The sequence below is a fragment of the Eisenbergiella massiliensis genome (assembly GCF_003435485.1).
Genome location: NZ_QVLV01000014.1, coordinates 114586 through 135807, shown reverse-complemented (window position 1 = coordinate 135807; position 21222 = coordinate 114586). Strand labels below are relative to the sequence as shown.

Sequence of the window (21222 nt, the reverse complement as noted above, 5' to 3'; positions counted from 1 at the left end):
GAAAGAGGATACTTATGGATGAGATGAGTTTTATCGAAAAGCTGATGGTATTCGGTCTGACGAGGCAGGAGGCTTCTATTTATCTGTGTCTGTACAGAAATGGTATATTGACAGGCTATGAGGCGGCGAAGCTCACCGGGATTTCCCGTTCCAATGTCTATAATGCGCTGGCCGGGCTGGCTGAAAAGGGCGCCGCTTATCTTCTGGAAGGAAACAGCAGTAAATACATGGCTGTGCCGGTGGAAGAATTCTGCGATAATAAACTGCGTATGATGGAAAATACTAAGAAGTGGCTGAAGGAGAATATGCCTGCGGCCGATGAGCCAAGCGACGGCTACATCACTATTGTGGGAGAGCAGCAGATCCTGGACAAAATGCATCATATGATGGAGCAGGCGGAAAAAAGAATTTACCTTTCGGCATCCGGGGCCAGGCTTTCCGGGATGGAAAGCGATATTGCAGCGTTGCTGCAGCGCAGGATTAAGGTGGTCCTGCTCACGGATAAGGTGCCTGAGAAGCTGAAGGGCGCGGTCAGCTATAAAACAGAGGGAAAGGAAGAACAGGTGCGCCTGATTTCCGATTCCAGGTATGTGTTGACGGGGGAACTGACCGGCAGTCCCAGGGACATCTGCCTCTATTCCGGGCAGAGGGTATTTGTGGATGCGCTGAAGGAAGCGATGCGCAATGAGATAAAGCTGATTGAACTTACCGGAAAGAAAAAGAAAGCAAAAGGAGAAGCATAAAATGAACAAAGTACCATTCGTAACGAAAGCACAGGTGGAGGAGATTGCAAAAACTTATCCCACCCCCTTTCATATATACGATGAGAAAGGAATCCGTGAAAATGCCGCAAGGCTGAAAGAGGCATTCTCATGGAACAAAGGATATAAAGAATTTTTCGCGGTAAAAGCCACGCCCAATCCGTTTCTGATAGATATTTTAAGAGATTATGGCTGCGGCTGTGACTGTTCTTCCCTGACGGAGCTGATGCTGAGCGAAGCGATGGGGGTGACCGGTGAAAATATCATGTTTTCCTCCAATGATACGCCTGCGGAGGAGTTCGCCTATGCCGCTAAGCTGGGCGCTACCATCAATCTGGATGATATTACGCATATAGAATTTCTGGAGGATATTTTGGGCAGACTTCCGGAAATGATGAGCTGCCGTTATAACCCGGGCGGTGTTTTTAAAATAAGCAACAGTATCATGGATAATCCGGGAGATGCGAAATACGGTTTTACCACGGAGCAGATGTTTGAAGGCTTCCGTATGCTGAAGGAAAAAGGCGTGAAGCATTTCGGAATCCATGCTTTTCTTGCAAGCAATACGGTGACGAATGAATATTATCCCATGCTGGCAAAGGAAATGTTTGAGCTGGCAGTCAGGCTGGAGAAGGAAACCGGCGCGGATATTCGTTTTATTAATCTGTCCGGAGGGATAGGGATCCCTTATCTTCCTGAACAGGCTGAAAATGATATTCTGGCCATTGGAGAAGGTGTGAGAAAGGTATTTGAAGAGGTTCTTGTGCCTGCTGGGATGGGAGATGTGGCTATTTATACGGAGCTGGGAAGATTTATGATGGCGCCTTACGGACATCTGGTAACGCAGGCGATCCATGAAAAGCATACACACAAGGAATATATCGGCTGTGACGCCTGTGCCGTAAATCTCATGCGCCCTGCCATGTACGGCGCATATCACCATATTACGGTACTTGGAAAAGAAGACCTTCCCTGTGACTGCAAATATGATGTGACGGGGTCGCTTTGTGAAAATAATGATAAATTTGCCATAGACAGAATGCTTCCCAGGATTGATATGGGAGATTACCTTGTAATCCATGATACGGGGGCCCATGGTTTTGCCATGGGATATAATTATAACGGCAAGCTGAAATCCGCGGAGCTGCTTCTGAAGGAAAACGGAGAGGTACAGCTGATACGGAGAGCGGAGACGCCAAAGGATTATTTTGCTACCTTTGACTGTTTTGATATTTATAAGAAATTTGATTTTCAGGAATAAAACTCTTGTCATAAATGGCCAGATATGGTATTATAAATTTCGGCTGAATTGGAATTCCAATCAGCCGATGCGCCGGCGTGTCGGAATGGCAGACGAGGCAGACTCAAAATCTGTTGTGGGCAACCACGTGCGGGTTCAAGTCCCGCCGCCGGCAGTGTATAAAAAGCCGGAACCATGTAAAACCAATGGTTCCGGTTTTTTTGTACGTAAATATTTTTTATTCAGGATTACTATTCTAACGAGTGGGCAATATGTTAATTTGCACAGACAGAGAATTTACTGCCGTTTCCACTTGTCCAGCTTATAACCAGCCTGCTCCAGGCGGCTGCGCACGCTTTCAAGAAAGTCAAGGAACGCCTCCCGCTCCTCTTTCTGGACCATGTTGGCAATACCATACATTGTCTTGCTGCCGATGTCTTCAATAGTCAATATTTCTCCATAACTGCTGTATCCCTTTTTGTAGATTAGGCAGGCCTGAACCTGCTTGGGGTTATAATATACGTTTACAACGGCATCCATATCCACGAAAAACGCGTCACTGTGCCGGGTCAGTTCGCGGTCTGTCTGCACCAGGACAATTTTGCAGTCGCTTTTTCTATATCCCAGGATATAGTAGTAGAAAGTTGTGGTATTTGTGTTGAATACAAAGCCCTTTTCAAACTTGGAACTTGTTTCTGTGGCATGGAGGATTTCATAGGTGTCCCCGTCAGCTACCGCTTCATTAAACAATTCGCGCATGCGGGTTTTCTTATTTACACAGTCTGCTGTGTCATACTCCAGTTCTTTTGGCTTTTTTGAAAATAATCCCATTTGTGTTGCCTCCTGATTCTGAATTTTTTATCTGGTTCTGCATACTTAATGCGAACATTTTCCTTCTTTTTAATTTAAATGCATATGTATGTTTTGTCAAGATATCTCATGGATACACCAAAATATATCTCTTGGATGCAGAAAAAAATAAGTCCGGCATGAATCTATCATTCCGGACTTATTTCTGTGTAAGGTCAATGAGTTAAACGGTTGTCAGGGCGGAGAACTCAGAAATTCAGGCGTTCAGCGTTGCTTCAATCAGGCTCTTGTGATTTCCCTTAGCAAGCTCAAGAACCTTTCCCATATCAAGGCCCATAGCTGCGGTGATCCGCTCTCCGTAGGCAGGATCCGCCCAGTAGCAGTGAACTGCATGGCGATATTTGATGTTTTCAGTTACAGGTTCAATGTTGCGTGCCGTGTTCTCAATGAGCAGATCTTTCTGCTCGTCTGTCATTATACGCCACAGGTCGCCGCCTGCACGGAAACAGTCATCTGTGGGATCATCCTGGGGATCATAGGCATACATTGCGCCTGCCAGATCCAACGGCGGTTCCATAACTTCCGGCTGGGCTGCCCACTCTCCCTGGCTGTTGGGCGAATAAGCCGGTAATCCTCCATAATTTCCGTCGGTGCGCATTAATCCGTCACGGTGGAAGTCATGAACTTCTGTTTTAGGGCGGTTTACAGGAATTTGATTGTAGTTAACGCCCAGGCGGTACCGCTGCGCATCACCGTAAACAAAAAGCCGGCCCTGCAGGAATTTGTCCGGGGAAAAACCGATACCGGGTACTACGTGGGCAGGGGTGAAGGCCGCCTGTTCAACTTCCGCAAAAAAGTTCTCCGGGTTTCTGTTAAGTTCCAGAACGCCGACTTCATGGAGCGGATACTCGCTATGCCTCCAGATTTTTGTGATGTCGAACGGATTTTCGTAGTGTTTGAGGGCCTGTTCTTCTGTCATGATCTGTACATACATTGTCCAGCGCGGATAATCGCCTCGTTCAATCGCTTCATACAAATCTCTGCCATGGCTTTCCCTGTCTTTGGCGATGAGGGCTTCCGCTTCCGCATCCGTAAGGTTTTTGATTCCCTGCTGGGTTTTAAAGTGGAACTTGCACCATACACGTTCATTTTTATCATTGTAGAAGGAGAAGGTATGTTCTCCATAAAAATGCATATGCCTGAAAGAAGCGGGAATACCCCGATCTGACATGACAACAGTAGTCTGGTGGAAGGTTTCCGGAAGCAGAGTCCAGAAATCCCAGTTATTTTGGGCGGAACGTATACCTGTCCGGGGATCGCGTTTTACGGCACGGTTCAAATCCGGGAAATTATGTACGTCACGCAGGAAGAAGGTCGGTGTATTGTTGCCTACCAAATCCCAGTTCCCCTCTTCAGTGTAGAACTTCACAGCTACACCGCGGATATCTCTTTCTGCGTCAGCGGCGCCGCGTTCACCGGCTACCGTTGAAAAACGAATAAACAAATCTGTCTTGGCCCCTGGCTGGAGAACCTTGGCTTTTGTCCATTGTGAAATGTCATGGGTAACGGTAAGCGTTCCGTAGGCTCCCCAGCCTTTGGCATGCATACGGCGTTCAGGAATGACTTCTCTGTCAAAGTGAGCCAGTTTTTCAAGCAGCCAGACATCCTGAAGCATGACTGGGCCACGGGGACCTGCTGTCAGCGAATGCTCATTTTCTGCTACCGGTGCCCCTGCCTCATTAGTCAGTTTCTTATTTTCCATAAATACACCCCTTTCTTATATTGATAATTATTATTAATATCAATTTTAGATTAGCACATATTAAATGGAGAATCAAGAAAATATTCAATAAAAATGTCATTTTTACGAAAAAAAAGTGAATGTACTGTAATTTATTGTAGAAAAAATGGAATAAATAATTCGAATATTGTAAAAATGTAGTCTTAATGATGAAAAAACAAGCTGCATATACATAAAAAGTATTGACATATGGTAAAAAACATAATATAATGAACGATGTTCATATTGCTCTTTATATATTTAGTAGTATGTAATTTGCCGGGCTGATAAAGGAGAGGGTTACAAAATGAGAAAAATGTTGAATCTGTCTTTGCTTTATTTTATTTTAGCAATGGTATGCGGTGTTTTTTACCGTGAATTTACCAAAATTAATGGCTATGAGGGAAGGACGGCGCTGGCATTTGCGCATGTTCATTTTATGGTATTGGGAATGGCTCTGTTCCTTATATTAGCGTTGTTTGCTAAATCCGGTGGTTTAACAGAACAGCGCAGCTTCCGGATTTTCCTTGTGTTGTATAACATTGGACTTCCTCTAATGGTAGTAATGCTTATAATCCGTGGGATTATACAGGTTTTGGGCATAGTGCCTGCAAAGGGGGCGGATGCCTCCATTTCAGGTATTGCCGGGATTTCCCATATTGTGCTGGCCGTTGCGCTGGGATTTTTGTTCGCAGCTTTAAAAGGCGCATTACCGGGATGGGAAAGACAACAGATGGGTAACTAATGAAGATACATAGCAGATAATGGCAGAGATATAATAAAATAGTTATCATGCTATAACGTTTATTAAGATATAAAAAAAGCAAATCCGTGTAAAGTGGGAGAAAAAATATGCCTTCGATTTATGATAGAGCTGAAATATATGATTTGGGATTTGACGAAAGAAAATGGCAGGTGGTCAGGGAGCATTGGGAGCGTCTTTTAGGCAATGCTAAGATAGATACGGTTTTAGATTGCAGCATCGGAACTGGAAATCTCACATTACAGCTGGCAGAGCTTGGGAAAAAAGTGACTGGTTCAGACTTAAATCCTGTCATGCTGAATAAATGCAGACAAAAAGCACAGGAAAAAGGGGTGTCTGTGGAACTGTTTTCATCTGATTTTCGCCGGATTAACGAAAATACAAATAAAAAATATGATTGTGTAATGAGTACCGGCAATTCGCTGCCCTATGTTCCGAATGAAGAAGTGATTGATACCCTGCATAAAATGGATCTTCTTGTCAGGTCAGGAGGCTATATTTATATTGATACACGAAACTGGGATAAAATAATCAGGGAACATCAGCGTTTTTATTTTTATCCGCCATATTATGAAAAAGACGTGCGGATAGATTCTTTTCAGGTTTGGGATTATATTGAAGACGGGAGAATAACCTTCAATATAGTGTATTCTTTTGAAAAGGAAATGCAGATTATCAAAAGGGAAATTTTTGAAGAGACCTATTTTCCGATTAAAAGAGAAGTATTGTCCAATACGCTTGTGGAGATGGGCTATGAGATCAGGCAAATGGCAAACTTCCCCTTACAATGCAGCCTGCCCATAGATGATTTTGAATGGTACTGTATACTGGCACAGAAGAGGATGTAAGGAGAGGGATGCTTCTTGTTCCGAACGGATAAAGCAGGATGCTTTCCGGGCCGTCACATAGATGCCGCAGCGTTTATATTCCTTATCTGCGCTTTCTTCCCATAAATGGGCAACAAATTCATTCGTATAATATTTGGAATCAATTCCGAAAAAAATAAGAGTAAATTTTTCTGTTGTCATATTACCGCTCTTGAAAAAACTTTAAATTATAATATGGCAGGGGCAGAGGATTGTTGCCTGTATTCATTTGTTTTCCTTGTATAATCCGTCCCTTTTTCCGTATACTGATATGGAAGGCGCGGTAATTTATATCGGAATCCTGTTAAGGCAGCCAGGCAGCAGGTGCAGGAAAGGAAGGCAGAAATGGATAAGGAAAAAAAAGAAAAGCTTGCGCAAAAGAAATCAAATGAAATGTTCAACAGCATTACGGAAAAGGTAAAGCCGGAGAACCAGAATCAGACCCACAATTCCCGCAGGGAGGGGATGGGGCCGAATACAAAGCGTAAGCCAAACTAAGCATCCGTAACAGGGTGCTTTTTTTCTGCCTGTTTTTGTGTTATGCACTGCATCAGAGTTGTGAGCGGTTCGGAGAGATATTTATCCTTATGGAAGACAAGCAGCAGCTGGTTGATCAATTCCATATCCGTGATATCCAGTACGGTCAGTTCGCCCTTCTCCAGGGCGTTTTCCACAAGGATATCCGGCAGTACGGCAATGCCAAGCCCTGCTTTGGCAGCCTCGATGAGAGCCGGTGAATTGACGCTGGTCCAGGCTGGATGGGCCGTAAGGCCATGCAGGTAGAGCGCGCTGTCAAGGGCATCCCGGATAGCGCTTCCTTTTTCCCGCAGAAGAAGTTTTTCCTGGCAAAGTGCGGAAAGCGTCAGCGGTTGTTTGCTACAGCGATAGCCCGGGGAACAGACGGCCTTCAGCGGATAGGAAGAAAAGGGGATGCTGACATAGGGCCCCTGGGGAGGGAGGCCTTCAATCAGCGCAAAATCCGCTTCTCCCGCCTGTAAAACGAGAAGGGCATTTGCGGCGCTGACCACGTCTACGGATATGGAGATATCCGGGTGGGTAAGTGAAAAAGACCGGAGCGCGCAGGGCAGATAGTAGGTGGCAATGGTGATGCTGGAAACCAGATGGACAGGTGCGTGCTGTTCCAGGTGCCTCATCCTTTTTTCCAGAGCATTACAGGCGGCGAGAACAGGCAGGGTTTCCTGGAGGAGGAGACTTCCTGCCTCCGTCAGCCTTACACTTTTAGAAAGTCTGTCAAAAAGAACGGTTCCGCTTTCTTCCTCCAGCTCCCGCACGGCGTGGGATATGGCAGACTGGGTGATATACAGAACCCGGGCAGCTTTGGTAAAGCTTCCGGTTTCCGCGATGGTTTTCAGTATTTCCATGTGCCTGATTGTCATATTAAAGCCTTCCTTAATTTTTTACCATGAATAAAAGTAATTGATCTGATTAAAATATATCATTTTATTAATGAGGTTACAAGCGATATAATAGGCGGATGGGAGGAATTAATCATGCGTGGTAAAAAAGGAAGTTTGTGCCTGTGGCTGCTGGGAATCCATATGTTTATCAGTGCGTTTACATTTGGAGGCGGCTATGTTGTGGTGCCTATGGTAAGGAAATATTTTGTGCTGCACAAGAAATTATTCGGAGAAGAAGAATTGATGGAAATGGCGGCGGTGTCACAGTCTGTTCCGGGAGCAATAGCCGTGAACCTTGCGGCGGTAACAGGATACCGGGCCGCGGGGGTTTTAGGTGCGATCACCAGTGCAACGGCTTCCGTGCTGCCGCCTTTTCTGATTATGGCGGTGATTTCCCGTAGCTATGAGGCTTTTATTGCCAATCAGGCAATGGCGGCGGTACTGAAGGGGATGCAGGCCGGGGCGGCGGTACTGATAGCGGAAACGGCGGTGGATATGTGCAGGACTGTATGGAAGGAGCGCACCCTTTTGTTTGATCTTATGATACCAGGGATTTTCGCGGCCTGTTTTATCGGAAAATGGAACGCGGCGCTGGTCCTGATCTTATGCGCAGGTCTGTGTATGCTGCGGGCCTGGCTGCGCCGTGAAAAAGCGGAAGTAACGGTTGCGGAAGTAAAAACAGGGGAAAGGGGGGAGCAGTGATGGATTTGGCGTTGAAGCTGTTTTTGGCATTTTTGCAGATAGGGGCTTTCAGTATTGGAGGAGGCTATGCTGTTATCGGGCTGATTCAGGAACAGGTAGTCAGAAAATACGGCTGGCTGACGGAACAGACGTTTACGGATATCGTTACGATTTCACAGATGACACCAGGGCCTCTGGCGGTGAATGCATCCACCTTTGCAGGCTTTCGGACAGACGGCATTGCCGGGGCTGCCGCGGCCACGGTGGGCTGTGTGGCGGGAGGAATCCTTTTTTCCCTCTTATTATACCGTTTCTTTCAGAAAAACCGCAGTTCCTATTATATGTCTGAGCTTCTGAAGGGATTGAAAGCGGCTTCCTGCGGATTGATTCTATCAGCTGCCGGAACAATTATCCTGCTCACTTTTTTCGGAAGCTCACAGCCGGATACGGTAATCCTGGCGGATGCCGATTGGCGGAGTATTTCCCTTTTCCTGGCGGCTTTACTGCTGCCTAAAATAATCATGCCGCTTTTTACTAAGACAAAGGGAAAGAAGCTGGGGCCGATTGCGTTGATGCTTCTTACCGGAGCCGCAGGCTATTTCCTTTATTCCTGAATAACGGCGTGCAGCATCCGGAGCAAAAGGCTATTCCACCTGGATGGAAATTTCAATTACATAATTTTCGGCCTGTCCGGTTGCAAGATAGTTAAGCAGCTCATGTTCATATGCGTTGCCTGTTATGGAGCGGCCGGATTCTTTTATGTAGGCTTTCAGCATTTGATAGGATTTTGCAATAGTTTCATAGGAGCCCTTATGATTTATAAGCGCATAGGTACCGGCAGGCTTGATAAAAAGCAGAGGATCGGGGACCGGGGAAGAAATCCGGCGGCAGTAATAATCTTCCTGAAAACTGTCCCGGCACAGATTATCCTTCAGGATGATGGTACCCAGCGGAAATTCTTCTCCGGCCATATTTTCATGAAAATAATTCAAAAGGCGCACTACGGTGGCTGAAATGTTGCTTTCGTAATTGTCGGAATCGGTGGAAAAGGGCATGGCGATAAAATATTCCTCCGGGCTTTCCCGCAGATAAGGTTTATTATATTCAAGCTGCAGAGCCTGCCGTGTCAGAGCCATCGTATTGCTCATCTGGCGGTGGATATGCGCAAGCCTGTTCATTTCCCGGGTGAGAAGCTTGTCATTTTCTTCCAGAAGCTCCAGAAATGCTTCCGGGTTCCTTTCAGTAATATATTTCCGGATTTCTTTGAGCGGTGTTCCGCATTCCTTCAGCATGGAGATAACATCAAATAAGTACAGCTGATTTGCCGAATAATAGCGGTAGCCGTTATCCTGAATAATTTCCGGCTTCAGAAGTCCTATCTCGTCATAGTAAAAAAGCGTATCCTTGCGTACGTTACAAAGCTTTGCGAATTCACCGGTGGTAAAAAGCGGTTTTGCATTGTTATTCATTTGAAATTCCCTCTTTGGACGGTTTCTGAATTTAATAAAAAAGTTGACTATGGGGTTACTCCATACATTATAGTAGGCTTTTGCGGGGCTGGCAAGTATAGAGGACTGACAGCCGCCCGAAAGGAGGAAAAAAGTATGAGTCACTCAATATCACAGAAATTTAATGCAAGGACCCTGCTGGGCTTTGCTTTTCCCACGATTGTAATGATGGTATTTATGTCCCTGTATACCATGGTAGACGGTTTTTTCGTTTCCAGATATGTGGGGGCGGATGCCCTGTCCGCCATTAATATCGTTTATCCGCTCATCGGCCTGGCGGTGGGGATCGGGATTATGCTGGGAACCGGCGGCAGCGCCGTTATTGCAAGGCAGCTTGGAATCGGAGAAGGAGAGGAAGCAAGAAAAAATTTTACAAGGATACTTTTATTTGGGCTGATTGTGGGTATTTTATTCACCGTGATCTGTACGGTGTTCCTGGAGCCGCTGTTAAAGCTGATGGGCGCAAGTGACAGGCTTATGGGCTACTGCAGGGAATACATGCTTGTGCTCCTGCCTTTTATGGCGCCGCAGCTTCTGCAGACCACGCTGGGCGTTTTGTTTGTAACGGCGGGGAAACCCAATCTGGGGCTGGGGCTGACGATTCTTTCCGGCCTGGCCAACATGGTACTGGATTATGTCTTTATCGCGGTTTTCGGCTGGGGGATTGCGGGCGCGGCATGGGCGACTGCGGTTGGATATTCCATAGTTCCTGTTTTCGCACTTTTTTATTTCTGGAAACCAAGAACGGAGCTTTATTTTGTAAAGGCGGCCTTGCGGGCGGACGTACTGGTGGAAAGCTGTCTGAACGGCTCTTCGGAAATGGTGAGCAACCTGGCGGCAAGTGTGATTACCTGGCTGATGAATCTGCTCATGATGCATTTCGCAGGAGAGGACGGCGTGGCGGCGGTTACGGTGGTTTTGTATACCCAGTTTTTCTTCACGGCGGTATTCCTGGGATTTTCCAACGGTGTGGCGCCGGTTATCAGTTATAATTACGGCAGCAGGAATAAGGAGCAGCTGCATATGGTGTTTGGTATCTGTATGAGGAGCATGGCTTTTTGTTCCCTTTTGATGACAGGCGCGGCAATTGTGCTGGCAAAGCCTCTTATCGGCCTGTTTCTGCCTGACGGAACTGCGGCCAATGAGCTGACCTATCATGGCTATCTCATATATTCCGTCAACTACCTGTTTGCCGGAATGAATATTTTTATTTCTTCGCTGTTTACGGCACTGTCAAATGGAAAGGTTTCTGCCATGATTTCCATGATCAGGACCTTTGGGTTTACGGTAGCGGGAATTCTGTTGTTTTCCTGGATCTGGCAGATGAACGGACTGTGGCTGGCGGTTCCGGCCGCGGAATGCGCGACGCTGGTCCTGGCACTGTTTCAGGTGAAAAAATACAAAAAGGTCTATGAATATTAAAAAAATCTTAAATAGGAAAAGCTATTGTAGTATGCTATAATGTCGTAGACAGATGAAAAAGCGCTGCCGGAGGGCGGCAGAAGAGAGGAACGCATGGGAGCTCAGGCCAGGCCTGTTATACAGGTTAAGAATTTATATAAGGTTTACCGTGTGGGAGACAGCCATGTGCGCGCCCTGGACGGAGTGAATCTGGAGATTTACAAAGGAGAGTTCTGCTCCATCGTGGGTACCTCAGGCTCCGGTAAGTCAACGCTTTTGAACATGCTTGCCGGTCTGGAGAAGCCGACGAAGGGTGAGATTATCATTGCCGGGGAGCACATGGAAAATAAGACGGAGAACCAGCTGGTAAAGTTCCGCAGGGAGCATATCGGTTTCATTTTCCAGTCCTTTAATCTGATGGGAACCATGAATGCGGTGGAAAATGTGGCGCTTCCCCTGACCTTTCAGGGCGTGGACAAGGATATCCGTATGAAAAGGGCCTCCAGGGTTCTTGATATGGTAGGGCTGAAGGAGCATAAGAAGCATAAGCCCACACAGATGTCCGGCGGCCAGCAGCAGCGTGTGGGCGTGGCCAGGGCGCTGGTGGTGAATCCGGAGATTATTTTTGCGGACGAGCCTACTGGAAACCTGGATTCCAATACCTCAAGAGAGGTGATGGAGCTGATGCAGAAGGTTGTCAGGGAACAGAAGCAGACGCTGGTTATGGTAACTCATGATAACTATCTGGCCGGCTTTGCTGACAGGATTTTTCATATTATTGACGGGAAGATCGTTAAGATAGAGGACAACCGGAATAAAGCGGAGGAACCTGCCGCACAGAAAGCTTAAGAAATACAAGAGGGGAAGAAAATGAACAGAAGAAAAAAAATCATCAGTATCATCAGTTTAACATGCGCCATTATGGTATTTTCAATGCTTATTCCTGCTTCTAACGGTTTGGGAGAAGTGTACGCCACTTCTACAAGCGGCAATACCATTGACCGTTCCTCGCCGAATGTAATTACCGATGACGACCGGGCGGATGCGGATGCGCAGCTGAAGGCGCATATGGACAGCATACTGAAAAGGACGAATCCTGATGAATACACGCTGAAAAAGCTGAACGATACCTTTTACAGCGCCGTATATTACATTGCCAATACGGAAATGAGCGTCAGTGAGCTGTGGGCTTACGTCGGTGAGATGAAGGCCAAACTGGACGCCGTTGTGCCGGATGTGTCCGTGACCAAGCCCACGACGGAATTTTTGCAGGTGGGGAATAACTGGGAGACTCCTTCCGTAAGCTACGGGCAGCAGGTTTCCATTGTCCTTCCCATCATTAACCTGGGCAGCGAGGAACTGACGGATCTGGTGGTCAGCCCTGTGGTTTCCAACGATGTCAAGGAATGGCCGTTTGAGCCTGATACCACCGGTTACGGACAGTCCTTTGCCGAAATACCCGGGAATCCTTTCGGGGGAAATTATGAAGCAGGTATGTTTGCAAGAAGGGAACTTACCTTTCAGTTTTCAGTACGGGAAGATGTGATGACAGGCTATTATCCTCTGAAATTCCAGGTATGGTATACCAAGGCCGGAGTCAGATGCGAAGAGCCTGTGGAGCTTAATGTTTATGTATATACCCAGGGAAAGCCCGGAGCAGGCCATATCGGCGGCGATGACGGCGCTGTGGAATCCAAGCCCCGGATCATTGTGACCGGCTTTGAAACGAACCCCAAGGAAGTTTACGCGGGTGACACCTTCCTGGTGACAATCCACGTAAAGAATACCTCTAAGGATAAAGCTGTCAATAATGTGCTTTTTGACATGCAGGCGGTGGAGAGCGGCACAGAGGCCAATACCACCTATGCCGTATTTCTTCCCACCTCCGGTTCCAGTTCCGTATATACGGATTCCATCGGCCCCGGCAATGAATTTGATATTAATATTGAGATGACGGCAAAGACGGATCTTACACAGAAGCCCTACGTTATTACGGTTAAGATGAAATATGATGCGGGCAAGGATATTGACCTTACAGATGAAGCAAAGGTTTCCGTACCTGTGCTGCAGGAGGCAAAATACGACACGAGCACGATTGAAGCCATGCCGGCCAGCATTTCCGTGGGCAACCAGTCCAATGTCATGTTCAGTATTTATAACACGGGCAAGACAACCTTTTATAACCTTCAGGTAAAATACGAAGGGGATTCCATAGAAGGCGGGGACACCTTCTTAGGTACTCTGAAGCCGGGCGAAACAGGAAACGTGGACTCCATGCTGACTGCGGTGGCGCCTACGGCGGATGACGGAACAATTATTGCAAGGGTTTCCTTTGAAAATGAATCCGGGCAGGAAGTCAGCTTCGTACGGGAATTTACCATTGATGTATATGAAGAAACCTTTGATGAACCCATGATGCCGGAAATGCCTGAGGAGAATGGGCAGAAGGGAGTCAGCCTGCCGGTTATCATTGGAATTGCAGCTGCGGCAGCTGTAATCGTACTGATTGTCGTAATCACTGTCATAAGAAAGAAAAAGAAAAAAGCGGCTGCCCTGAAACTGGAAGAGGAGTTACTGGACACAAAAGATGAAGACTAACTGAAAGCAGGTACAGATATGAAATTTTTGGATTTGCTGCGGCTTAGCAGCAGCAGCCTGTGGAAGAGAAAGGTGCGTACCCTGCTGACCGTCCTGGGAGTAACCATCGGCGTGGCCTCTATTGTGGTAATGGTTTCACTGGGACTTGGCCTGAATAAGTCTTCTATGGAGGAAATGGAGTCCTATGGCAGCCTTACAGCGGTGACGGTGAATATGGCTGGCGGCAATGGATTTTATTCCTCCGGGATGGCGATTGCCGAAAGCACCTCCTCTTCGGAGAAGGAGAAGGAAGAGAAGCGGCTGGATGATGAGCTGGTGGAGACCCTTAAGTCGCTTCCCCATGTGAATCTGGTATCGCCGGTCCTGAATGTGGATGTGATAGCCAAGAGCGGGATTTACGAAGGAAATTTCAGGGTGCAGGGAATGACGGCAGAAGCCTTTGAAGCAATGAAAATCCCGCTGGGAGAAGGAAACTTTCCTCAGAAGGATGCGGAAAAGCTTGAATTTTTTTATGGGAATATGGTTCTGCAGAGTTTTTCCAACTCCCGGACAGGAAGCTATCCCTATTATGAAAAGGGAGAGCTGCCGCCGGTAGATTTAATGAAGGATCCGATATTCGTTATTTTTGACACCAATGCCTATTACAACAGCAAATACAGCAGCACTCAGGGAAGCTCGGCAAGCGTCAAGACGCCGCCGCCGAAAAAGTATTTGATTAGCACCTGTGGTATGGTGGAAGGCGGGCCGGAGGACTGGAGCAGATACAGCTATGAGGTTTACTGTGACATAGACGCCCTGAAAACAGAACTGAAGCGCATTTTCAAGAATAAGGCTATTCCCGGCCAGCCAACAACGAAGTCAGGAAAGCCTTATAAAGAAATTTATTACAGTCAGATTTACGTGGATGTGGATGATATGGAAAATGTATCTGAGGTCCAGAGCGCGATCAACGCAATGGGATATCAGGCATCCAGCAACGCGGAATGGGTACAGGCAATGCAGACGCAGTATGGCTATGTGCAGCTTGTGCTGGGCGGCATCGGCGCGGTATCCCTTTTGGTAGCGGCTATCGGTATTACCAACACCATGATGATGTCCATTTATGAACGTACCAAGGAAATCGGCATTATGAAGGTGCTGGGCTGTGATCTGCGGAATATCCAGATGATGTTTTTGATGGAAGCCGGATTCATTGGCCTGATTGGCGGACTTGTGGGGCTGGTGTTCAGTTTTGGGGTATCCATTGTGATTAACAAGATTGTAGCATCTATGGGGAATATGATGACGCTATCCTATATCCCTCCATGGCTGGCACTTCTATCCCTTGTATTCGCGATTCTGGTTGGCATGGTGGCAGGCTTCTTCCCGTCTCTTCGGGCTATGCGGCTGAGTCCCCTGGCGGCTATCAGGAATGAATAGAAGAGCAGTAAAGAAGTAATAAATACAAGGCGGAGAATAAAAAGAACAGATTAAGAAACGTGGATAAAAACACGGATTAAAAAAATAAAAAACAGCTATAAAAACTCCTGCACGCTTTCTTCCACGGAACAGCGGCAGGAGTTTTTTTCTGATATGTATTTAAGTGCCTTATTTCCAGATGAATCCTTTTGTCAGGAATTCAGCAGGGCAGCTGTAACACAGTTGGCAAAAAGCTGTGCGCCGGGAAGATTGGGATGAACGCCGTCACTGGTAAAAACGGACAGGTTCTCATAGGTAATGCCACAGTTATATACATCAATAACAGAAGCGCCGTATGCGGAAGCGATGGCTTTGATCTGTTTATTGAAGTCCATCAGCGTATTCCCATTCCTGTTAACGGGCGTGTTGTTCTTATCCCTGAGCCCCGGGTCACGGGCAAACAGTGTACAGCAGTAAACTGCAGCGTTCGGATACAGCGCTTTAATTTTCTGGAGCATCAGCTCATAGGCGCTGCTGAAGGTGGCAGGTATGCCTTCTGCCTGAATGGAAGGGGACTGGAAGGTGCCAAGGGGGATATCACGGGCAAAATCATTTACTCCCATATAAATAATTATCACATCAGGAGCAGAACCGTCGATATCACGCAGATCCATAATTCTTCGGAAACTGCAGCCGGGAGCAGAACCGTCCGTGGCTACGGAGCTGCCGGTTACATTGGTATTGGCTGAGGATGCGTTCGTACATAAGCGCATCCCGGTAGCATTCAGAACCTGATACCACCAGGTCCCTTCTACCATGGGTATACCGCTGTTGCCCGGATAGAAGATGTTATAATCCCTTGGAATATAATCATTGAAGGTAGACAGGCTGTCTCCCAAAATAGAGAGCTTAAGCCCCGTATATTTTGTGGGAACATTGGAGGACTCTACTGTTTTAAGCGGGGGATTTACGGCTGCGTCCACAGACAGCGTATTCTGCGGCAGCGTAAAAATAAGAGAAGCAGCAAGTGAAAGGGCTGCGAATCTGATTCCTTTTTTCATGTCAAAAAACTCCTTTTCTCTTTTGTCTTCCATTAAAGAAGTTAGCACAGGGAAAAGGAGTTTGTCAAGTTCTTACGCAGGTATGATATCAATATAATAAAGCGTGGGTAATGTAGTCGCCAATCAGCTTCGCGCCCTCCGTATTGGGATGGACGCCATCACCTGTATATTGTCCCAGGGTATCGTAGGTGATACCGCAGTTATGGACGTCAATAACCGGATAATTATAGGCGGAAGCGATTGTGGCGATCTCCGCATTAAAATCGGCTATGGTATTGCCTTTTTCATTTGTGGCAGGAAATCCCTGGGGGTTATCGTCCACGTCTCCCGCATTGGTTTCCAGGAGGGTGCAGAAATAAATCTGGGCGTTGGGGAAGGAAGCGGCAAGCTTCTGTATCATCAGCTCGTAAGCATCACAGAAATTCGTAACCTCGCCTTCCTGCTGTGCCTCTGGCGCGGTAAAGCTTCCCAGCTCCACACTTCTCAAAAAATCATTGGTCCCCATGAAAACAATGAGAACATCCGGCGCGGGGCCGTCATCGCCGGGGGTCAGATCATTAATACGTTTAAAGCTGCAGCCGGGAGCGCTTCCTGTGGTATCGTTGGAATCTCCCGATATGGTGGTGTTGGAGGAGGAGGCATTCGCATTCAGCTCCATGCCGGTTGCGGTAAGCACCTGAAACCACCATGTATTCTCAACCGTTGTAATTTCTCCGTGCCCGGGATAAAAAATATTATAATCCGTAGGAATATATCCGTCAAAAGTGGAGATACTGTCCCCAAGGATGGACAGCTTCAGTCCGGTGAGATCACGGGCCTGCTGCTGCGCAGAGGGCGTTTCTTCGGGAGCCGGAGCGGTTTCGGCCTGAGAAACCATATTGTCCGGAATACTGTTTTCTTCCGATGAATAATCTGTTTGAATTTCTTCAGAGGAAGCCTCTTCCCCGGAATTCCTGCTACAGCCTGTAAAGCTGAAGCATAAAACTGCCGTAACCAGAAGAATACAGGTTAATTTCGATTTTTTCATAAGAACTCCTAACTGTGTAATTGATATAAGTGTATGATAAATATTATAACATGATTCATGACGTTTCGGCAGAAAAATTTTTACAGAAAAATATTTTCCAGGTATTCTCTGCTGCGTGAAAGTGATACCGTAAAAAAGAATGCTATTGGATATATTTGTCGGTAAGAGTGGTATAATAATAAATGTAAGGCACCTGCACCTGACCATTATGCACAAAATATAAACTATAAAACTGTTAAAATAACACGAAATTACCTGATTGCACTTGACATCAATTGTTAAGTTTGATATGCTCAATTCAGATGAGGGACAAAAGCTGAATATTGATTGGATTGTTACTGTAAGGCAGGCAAAACCAGATTTTATAAGTTAGTCATAGTGTGTATTCCGTGTGGAGTGCAAACGGAGTGGTTAATTTATAAGATTTGGTTTTTTTTATTAAAGGCCATTTAAGCCCGTTTACAGGCAGGACAGCGGATGACAAGCCACAAGCCAGCATTAAATCCAGAATCCCCAAAGCAGAGGACAGGTATGATAATCGGGAAAATAATTAATAATAACGTCATATCCTCCTGGGACCAGGATGGCAGTGAGATTATAATTATGGGCCGTGGCCTTGGTTTTCAGAAAAAGACCGGTCAGGAAGTGGCTGAGGACGGCATCGAGAAAATATTCAGGCTGGAGAGCAAGGACGTGCGGGAACGCTTTAAGGACTTGCTTGCAAGCATGCCGTTAGAATATATTCAGGTTTCTGCGGATATCATTTCCTATGCCAGGAAGAATTTGAATACCAAGCTGAGCCAGAATGTTTATCTGACGCTTACAGACCATATTGGTTTTGCAATTGAAAGATTTAAGGACGGCATGGATTTTTCCAATGCGCTTTACCGCGAGATTAAAAGATTCTACCCGCAGGAATTTGAAATCGGGATGCATGCGCTTCTGCTGATTGAGGAGCGGACGGGAATCAGGCTCCCGGATGACGAAGCAGCTTCCATTGCGATTCATCTGGTGGATGCTGAGTTTGATATCAAGGTCAGGGACACATGGGCCATGACAAACATGATTCAGAGCATGATGGAGCTTCTGGAGAATAATCTGAAGCTGCCGCCCGAGGATTCCCTGTACCGTGACAGACTGGCATCCAACCTTAAATTTCTGGCACACCGGATGCTGCTCCTGCCGCCGGCAGAAGGACGTGAGGATATCGTATTCAGCAATTTTGTAAAGAATCATTGCGCAGGGGATTATGCCCTGGCGGAAAAAGTAAAAAAACATGTGAAAGAGCAGTATGGCTGCGATATGACCGAGGAAGAGCAGATTTATCTGGCCCTTCAGCTGAAACAGGCCGGCGGCTTTACCGATACAATACAGACAAAAGGAAAACAGGAATCATAAAAGAAGGGAAGGAATAGAAAAATGGGATTATTTGATGCTTTTAAGAAAAAAGGAATTATGCTCGGAGCGCCGATGGCCGGAGAATGTGTGCCGTTAAAAAATGTAAACGACCCCACCTTCAGTGAAGAAATTCTCGGTAAGGGAATTGCCATTGTCCCGGCGGAAGGAAAGGTTTACGCGCCTGCCGACGGTGAAATCAGCACGGTATTCCCTACAGGGCATGCGCTGGGGCTTACCACGGAGGATGGGATTGAGCTGCTGATTCATATCGGACTGGATACGGTCCAGCTGAACGGACAGCATTTCACCATTAAAACCGAAGCCGGCAAAAAGGTGAAAAAGGGAGACCTGCTGGTAGAGGCTGACCTGGAGAAGATTAAAGAGGCCGGATACGATGTTATTACTCCCATGATTGTCTGCAACACCACAGATTTTGCTTCCGTAGAGGGAAAGACCGGCATAGCCGTAAAGCCGGGGGATGACTGTCTGGAAATTAAAAAATAACTGAATTTTATCTGGGAGGAATCGTAATGATTAAATGTTCCGGTAAGAGCGTATTAAAGGGAATTGCCATTGGCAGAATATATCTGTATAAAAAACAGGAATATGTCCTGAAGCAGGAAACCATTGAAAATCCTGAAGCGGAAATCGAAAGAATGGAGAAGGCGAAGGAAACCGCAACCGAACAGCTGGAGGAGCTTTATCAGAAGGCCCTGAAGGAAGCGGGAGAAGAGCAGGCCATGATTTTCGATGTGCACAAGATGATGCTGGATGACGCCGATTATCTGGATTCCATCCGCGGCCTGATTCGGGATGAAAAAATGAATGCGGAATTTGCCGTGAATCTCACAGGTGAAAATTTTGCTGGTATTTTTGCAAGCATGGATGATGAATATATGAAAGCGCGTTCTGCGGATGTGCTGGATATTTCCAAGAGACTTATCCGCATCCTGGCGGGCGTGGGAGAAGAAGGCATAGCTTCCGAGGAACCGGTGGTTCTGCTGGCGGATGATTTATCCCCCAGTGAAACAGTGCAGATGGATAAGAGCAAAATCCTTGCCATCGTAACCAAACATGGCTCCACCAACTCCCATACGGCTATTCTGGCCAGGTCCATGAATATTCCGGCGCTGGTACAGACGGATGTGGCCCTGCTGGAAGAATACAGCGGAGCAAAGGCAGTGGTGGACGGCTTCAGCGGAACCTTCATCATCAATCCGGAAGAGGATGTGCTGGAGAAATCCGTTCAGAAGAAGATGGAATATGAAAAGGAGCGTACCGCGCTTCAGGAATTAAAGGGAAAAGACAACGTAACCACCGACGGACGCAGAATCAATCTGTATGCCAATATAGGAAATGTATCCGATGTGGATAAGGTGCTGGATTCGGATGCGGGTGGAATCGGACTTTTCAGAAGTGAATTCATTTATCTGGGAAGAGAAGATTATCCCACTGAGGAAGAACAGTTCGTTATATATAAGGAAGTTCTTTCCAGAATGCAGGGCAAAAAGGTAATTATCAGAACGCTGGATATCGGCGCTGATAAACAGGTAGACTATTTTAAGCTGCCCCACGAGGAAAATCCGGCCATGGGCTACCGGGCCATCCGTATCTGCCTTGACAGGCCGGAGGTATTCAAAACACAGCTGCGTGCTATATACAGGGCATCCGCCTTCGGAACCGCGGCAATCATGTTCCCCATGATTATTTCTGTAAAGGAAATCAGGAAAATCAAGGAAATCGTGGAAGAGGTTAAAACTGAACTTACCAAAGAAGGCATCAGCTTTAACCGTGTAGAACTGGGAATCATGGTGGAAACGCCTGCCGCCGCCGTAATCAGCGATGCGCTGGCAAAGGAAGTGGAATTTTTCAGTATTGGCACTAATGACCTTACCCAGTATACGCTTGCCATAGACAGGCAGAATCAGAATCTTGACAATTTTTACGATTCCCATCACGAAGCCATCCTGCGTCTGATTAAGATGACCGTGGAAAATGGCCATAAGGAAGGAATCTGGGTAGGCATCTGCGGAGAGCTTGCCAGCGATACAACGCTTACCAGGACCTTTGTGGATATGGGAGTGGATGAATTATCCGTATCCCCCACCTATGTGCTCAGTGTCAGAAAGGCCGTCAGGGATATCTGAGAGGTAATTTATTAAATGGTATCTGCCCGGCCTGCCATGAGCGGGACGCGGTAAGAATAGATATGAAAAACAGAAGGGAGACAGCAACATGAAAGAATTCGAGTATACAATCACAGACGAATTGGGAATCCATGCCAGACCGGCAGGACTTCTTGTGAAGAAGGCCGCGGAGTTTGCCAGTACGGTATCCGTTGATAACGGAACCAAAAAAGGAGACGCAAAGAAAATCATGTCTCTGATGATGATGGCCGTTAAGCAGGGCCAGACCGTGAAATTTACCATAGAAGGTCCGGATGAAGACGCAGCTGCACAGGCGCTGGAAGCATTCATGAAGGAAAATCTGTAACTGAAGCTGTATTCCAAAG

At 46.7% G+C, this 21222-nt stretch carries 21 protein-coding genes and 1 tRNA gene; 16 read left to right on the top strand and 6 right to left on the bottom strand.

The genetic code is table 11. The annotated features are described in order from the left end of the window. Window positions 1–14: 14 nt before the first annotated feature. From DXC51_RS18935 to DXC51_RS18925, 3 genes are all read left to right on the top strand, one after another. A complete protein-coding gene (locus DXC51_RS18935; RefSeq protein ID WP_021638889.1) occupies window positions 15–743 on the top strand; it encodes a TrmB family transcriptional regulator in 729 nt (242 codons plus the stop codon). 1 nt (window position 744) lies between these two features. Continuing rightward, window positions 745–2022, top strand: a complete 1278-nt coding sequence (locus DXC51_RS18930) for a diaminopimelate decarboxylase (RefSeq protein ID WP_021638888.1) — start codon at window positions 745–747, stop codon at window positions 2020–2022. 71 nt (window positions 2023–2093) lie between these two features. After that, window positions 2094–2176 (top strand) — tRNA-Leu (locus DXC51_RS18925). 122 nt (window positions 2177–2298) lie between these two features. Here DXC51_RS18925 and DXC51_RS18920 read toward each other — a convergent pair. Both DXC51_RS18920 and DXC51_RS18915 read right to left on the bottom strand, forming a co-directional pair. Next, entirely contained in the window at window positions 2299–2832 is a 534-nt protein-coding gene (locus DXC51_RS18920; protein ID WP_021638887.1) for a hypothetical protein, read from the bottom strand. 235 nt (window positions 2833–3067) lie between these two features. Continuing rightward, window positions 3068–4573, bottom strand: coding sequence for a catalase (locus tag DXC51_RS18915; protein WP_021638886.1), 1506 nt, complete (start codon window positions 4571–4573; stop codon window positions 3068–3070). A 325-nt stretch (window positions 4574–4898) separates the two neighbouring features. Between DXC51_RS18915 and DXC51_RS18910 the strand changes: the two genes are divergently transcribed. From DXC51_RS18910 to DXC51_RS29590, 3 genes are all read left to right on the top strand, one after another. After that, window positions 4899–5336: a DUF2871 domain-containing protein gene (locus DXC51_RS18910; RefSeq protein WP_117545175.1), complete on the top strand. Its 438-nt coding sequence runs from the start codon at window positions 4899–4901 to the stop codon at window positions 5334–5336. 107 nt (window positions 5337–5443) lie between these two features. Continuing rightward, a complete protein-coding gene (locus DXC51_RS18905; protein ID WP_117545174.1) occupies window positions 5444–6202 on the top strand; it encodes a class I SAM-dependent DNA methyltransferase in 759 nt (252 codons plus the stop codon). 363 nt (window positions 6203–6565) lie between these two features. After that, window positions 6566–6718, top strand: coding sequence for a hypothetical protein (locus DXC51_RS29590; protein WP_181970139.1), 153 nt, complete (start codon window positions 6566–6568; stop codon window positions 6716–6718). Here the strand turns inward: DXC51_RS29590 and DXC51_RS18895 are convergent. Then, window positions 6715–7617, bottom strand: a complete 903-nt coding sequence (locus tag DXC51_RS18895) for a LysR family transcriptional regulator (protein ID WP_117545172.1) — start codon at window positions 7615–7617, stop codon at window positions 6715–6717. The genes DXC51_RS29590 and DXC51_RS18895 overlap by 4 nt on opposite strands. Window positions 7618–7731: 114 nt before the next feature. Here DXC51_RS18895 and DXC51_RS18890 point away from each other — a divergent pair, with 114 nt between their 5' ends. Together DXC51_RS18890 and DXC51_RS18885 are read left to right on the top strand one after the other, a co-directional pair. Continuing rightward, the gene (locus DXC51_RS18890; RefSeq protein ID WP_025490218.1) at window positions 7732–8340 is read left to right on the top strand and encodes a chromate transporter; all 609 of its coding nucleotides are present in this window, start codon (window positions 7732–7734) and stop codon (window positions 8338–8340) included. Next, the gene (locus DXC51_RS18885) at window positions 8340–8933 is read left to right on the top strand and encodes a chromate transporter (protein ID WP_117545171.1); all 594 of its coding nucleotides are present in this window, start codon (window positions 8340–8342) and stop codon (window positions 8931–8933) included. The genes DXC51_RS18890 and DXC51_RS18885 overlap by 1 nt, the downstream gene beginning before the upstream one ends. Before the next feature lie 30 nt (window positions 8934–8963). Here the strand turns inward: DXC51_RS18885 and DXC51_RS18880 are convergent, their stop codons facing one another. Beyond that, window positions 8964–9788: a MerR family transcriptional regulator gene (locus DXC51_RS18880; RefSeq protein WP_025490216.1), complete on the bottom strand. Its 825-nt coding sequence runs from the start codon at window positions 9786–9788 to the stop codon at window positions 8964–8966. A 135-nt stretch (window positions 9789–9923) separates the two neighbouring features. Here DXC51_RS18880 and DXC51_RS18875 point away from each other — a divergent pair, with 135 nt between their 5' ends. From DXC51_RS18875 to DXC51_RS18860, 4 genes are all read left to right on the top strand, one after another. Then, complete coding sequence (locus tag DXC51_RS18875) at window positions 9924–11249, top strand: MATE family efflux transporter (protein WP_025490215.1); 1326 nt, start codon at window positions 9924–9926, stop codon at window positions 11247–11249. A 93-nt stretch (window positions 11250–11342) separates the two neighbouring features. Further along, complete coding sequence (locus DXC51_RS18870) at window positions 11343–12077, top strand: ABC transporter ATP-binding protein (RefSeq protein ID WP_117545170.1); 735 nt, start codon at window positions 11343–11345, stop codon at window positions 12075–12077. A gap of 21 nt (window positions 12078–12098) precedes the next feature. Beyond that, the gene (locus tag DXC51_RS18865) at window positions 12099–13826 is read left to right on the top strand and encodes a COG1361 S-layer family protein (RefSeq protein ID WP_102288675.1); all 1728 of its coding nucleotides are present in this window, start codon (window positions 12099–12101) and stop codon (window positions 13824–13826) included. 18 nt (window positions 13827–13844) lie between these two features. Next, on the top strand, window positions 13845–15245 hold the full coding sequence (locus DXC51_RS18860) for an ABC transporter permease (RefSeq protein WP_117545169.1): 1401 nt from the start codon (window positions 13845–13847) through the stop codon (window positions 15243–15245). A gap of 191 nt (window positions 15246–15436) precedes the next feature. Here DXC51_RS18860 and DXC51_RS18855 read toward each other — a convergent pair whose 3' ends face one another. Then, complete coding sequence (locus tag DXC51_RS18855; RefSeq protein WP_035323430.1) at window positions 15437–16285, bottom strand: SGNH/GDSL hydrolase family protein; 849 nt, start codon at window positions 16283–16285, stop codon at window positions 15437–15439. A gap of 88 nt (window positions 16286–16373) precedes the next feature. After that, a complete protein-coding gene (locus tag DXC51_RS18850; protein ID WP_021638871.1) occupies window positions 16374–17312 on the bottom strand; it encodes an SGNH/GDSL hydrolase family protein in 939 nt (312 codons plus the stop codon). Between the two features lie 531 nt (window positions 17313–17843). On the opposite strand from DXC51_RS18850, the gene DXC51_RS18845 reads away from it, so the two are divergent. The 4 genes from DXC51_RS18845 (at window position 17844) to DXC51_RS18830 (ending at window position 21203) form a co-directional block, all read left to right on the top strand. Further along, the gene (locus DXC51_RS18845; protein WP_025490211.1) at window positions 17844–18710 is read left to right on the top strand and encodes a PRD domain-containing protein; all 867 of its coding nucleotides are present in this window, start codon (window positions 17844–17846) and stop codon (window positions 18708–18710) included. A gap of 21 nt (window positions 18711–18731) precedes the next feature. Further along, window positions 18732–19214 carry a PTS sugar transporter subunit IIA gene (locus DXC51_RS18840; RefSeq protein WP_021638869.1) on the top strand — a complete coding sequence of 161 codons (483 nt, stop codon included), beginning with the start codon at window positions 18732–18734 and terminating at the stop codon, window positions 19212–19214. 26 nt (window positions 19215–19240) lie between these two features. Next, window positions 19241–20857, top strand: coding sequence for a phosphoenolpyruvate--protein phosphotransferase (ptsP, locus tag DXC51_RS18835; protein ID WP_117545168.1), 1617 nt, complete (start codon window positions 19241–19243; stop codon window positions 20855–20857). Between the two features lie 88 nt (window positions 20858–20945). Further along, window positions 20946–21203 (top strand): HPr family phosphocarrier protein, encoded by a 258-nt coding sequence (locus DXC51_RS18830; RefSeq protein ID WP_021638867.1) that lies wholly within the window; start codon window positions 20946–20948, stop codon window positions 21201–21203. The last annotated feature ends 19 nt before the right edge of the window (window positions 21204–21222 follow it).

Coding starts and splice junctions, on each gene's coding strand:
- DXC51_RS18935 (WP_021638889.1), top strand. CDS start 15: ATGGATGAGATGAGTTTTATCGAAAAGCTGATGGTATTCGGTCTGACG.
- DXC51_RS18930 (WP_021638888.1), top strand. CDS start 745: ATGAACAAAGTACCATTCGTAACGAAAGCACAGGTGGAGGAGATTGCA.
- DXC51_RS18920 (WP_021638887.1), bottom strand. CDS start 2,832: ATGGGATTATTTTCAAAAAAGCCAAAAGAACTGGAGTATGACACAGCA.
- DXC51_RS18915 (WP_021638886.1), bottom strand. CDS start 4,573: ATGGAAAATAAGAAACTGACTAATGAGGCAGGGGCACCGGTAGCAGAA.
- DXC51_RS18910 (WP_117545175.1), top strand. CDS start 4,899: ATGAGAAAAATGTTGAATCTGTCTTTGCTTTATTTTATTTTAGCAATG.
- DXC51_RS18905 (WP_117545174.1), top strand. CDS start 5,444: ATGCCTTCGATTTATGATAGAGCTGAAATATATGATTTGGGATTTGAC.
- DXC51_RS29590 (WP_181970139.1), top strand. CDS start 6,566: ATGGATAAGGAAAAAAAAGAAAAGCTTGCGCAAAAGAAATCAAATGAA.
- DXC51_RS18895 (WP_117545172.1), bottom strand. CDS start 7,617: ATGACAATCAGGCACATGGAAATACTGAAAACCATCGCGGAAACCGGA.
- DXC51_RS18890 (WP_025490218.1), top strand. CDS start 7,732: ATGCGTGGTAAAAAAGGAAGTTTGTGCCTGTGGCTGCTGGGAATCCAT.
- DXC51_RS18885 (WP_117545171.1), top strand. CDS start 8,340: ATGGATTTGGCGTTGAAGCTGTTTTTGGCATTTTTGCAGATAGGGGCT.
- DXC51_RS18880 (WP_025490216.1), bottom strand. CDS start 9,788: ATGAATAACAATGCAAAACCGCTTTTTACCACCGGTGAATTCGCAAAG.
- DXC51_RS18875 (WP_025490215.1), top strand. CDS start 9,924: ATGAGTCACTCAATATCACAGAAATTTAATGCAAGGACCCTGCTGGGC.
- DXC51_RS18870 (WP_117545170.1), top strand. CDS start 11,343: ATGGGAGCTCAGGCCAGGCCTGTTATACAGGTTAAGAATTTATATAAG.
- DXC51_RS18865 (WP_102288675.1), top strand. CDS start 12,099: ATGAACAGAAGAAAAAAAATCATCAGTATCATCAGTTTAACATGCGCC.
- DXC51_RS18860 (WP_117545169.1), top strand. CDS start 13,845: ATGAAATTTTTGGATTTGCTGCGGCTTAGCAGCAGCAGCCTGTGGAAG.
- DXC51_RS18855 (WP_035323430.1), bottom strand. CDS start 16,285: ATGAAAAAAGGAATCAGATTCGCAGCCCTTTCACTTGCTGCTTCTCTT.
- DXC51_RS18850 (WP_021638871.1), bottom strand. CDS start 17,312: ATGAAAAAATCGAAATTAACCTGTATTCTTCTGGTTACGGCAGTTTTA.
- DXC51_RS18845 (WP_025490211.1), top strand. CDS start 17,844: ATGATAATCGGGAAAATAATTAATAATAACGTCATATCCTCCTGGGAC.
- DXC51_RS18840 (WP_021638869.1), top strand. CDS start 18,732: ATGGGATTATTTGATGCTTTTAAGAAAAAAGGAATTATGCTCGGAGCG.
- ptsP (WP_117545168.1), top strand. CDS start 19,241: ATGATTAAATGTTCCGGTAAGAGCGTATTAAAGGGAATTGCCATTGGC.
- DXC51_RS18830 (WP_021638867.1), top strand. CDS start 20,946: ATGAAAGAATTCGAGTATACAATCACAGACGAATTGGGAATCCATGCC.